The sequence below is a fragment of the Aeromicrobium sp. PFPM2_SD2 genome, from assembly GCF_057364525.1.
Genome location: NZ_JBNFNZ010000729.1, coordinates 1 through 720, shown reverse-complemented (window position 1 = coordinate 720; position 720 = coordinate 1). Strand labels below are relative to the sequence as shown.

The following is a 720-nucleotide window of genomic DNA, read 5'->3' as shown; positions in this document are numbered from 1 at the left end:
GCGCCGCCCCTGGCTCGGGGTACGTCGTGGCGGCGGTCGGTCGCCTCGGGTGGCCGCGGCCGTGCCCCAGCCTCGTCGCCCCACAGCGCCGCCACCCTGGTGGCCCCGTACGCGGTGTACCTCGCCGCCGAGGAGGCGCACCTGTCCGGCGTCGTCGCCGTCGTCGTGACCGCGTTGGAGATCGCCCGGCGCGCTCGCCCGCAGGACTCCGAGGAGCGGCTCACCCGGCGCGCGTTCTGGGACGTCGTGGAGCTGCTGACCACCGGCGTCGCGTTCGGCCTGGTCGGCATGGAGATGCGCTACATCATCGCCGACGAGGGCCGCGAGATCCTGCGCTACGTCCCCGGCGTCACCGCCGTCTGCGTGGTCGTCGTCGCCGTCCGCCTGCTGTGGATGCTCGGCATGCACGCCGTCGCGCGCCGCGAGAACGGCCCGCTCATGGCACCGACGACGCTCAAGGAGGTGCTGGTGCTGACCTGGTGCGGCATGCGCGGCCTGGCGACGCTGGCGCTGGCCCTCGCCCTCCCCAACACCCTGGACGACGGCTCGGCCTTCGACGACCGCAACTTCGTCGTCACCTGCGCCGCGGCCGTTCCCGCTGCTCGTGACGCTCGTGCTGCCCGGACTCACCCTGCCGCCCTCATGCGCCGCCTGGACCTGCCGCGCGGCGAGGGCGAGGAGCGGCGGGCCGAGCGGCGCTCGCCACCCGGGCCCAGCCGG

At 75.4% G+C, this 720-nt stretch carries 1 protein-coding gene; it reads left to right on the top strand.

Annotation, left to right across the window (positions count from 1 at the left end):
- Positions 1 to 99 precede the first annotated feature (99 nt).
- Positions 100 to 720: cation:proton antiporter domain-containing protein (locus AC2W7G_RS17745; RefSeq protein WP_485869594.1), on the top strand; the 621-nt coding region annotated here is incomplete at its 3' end.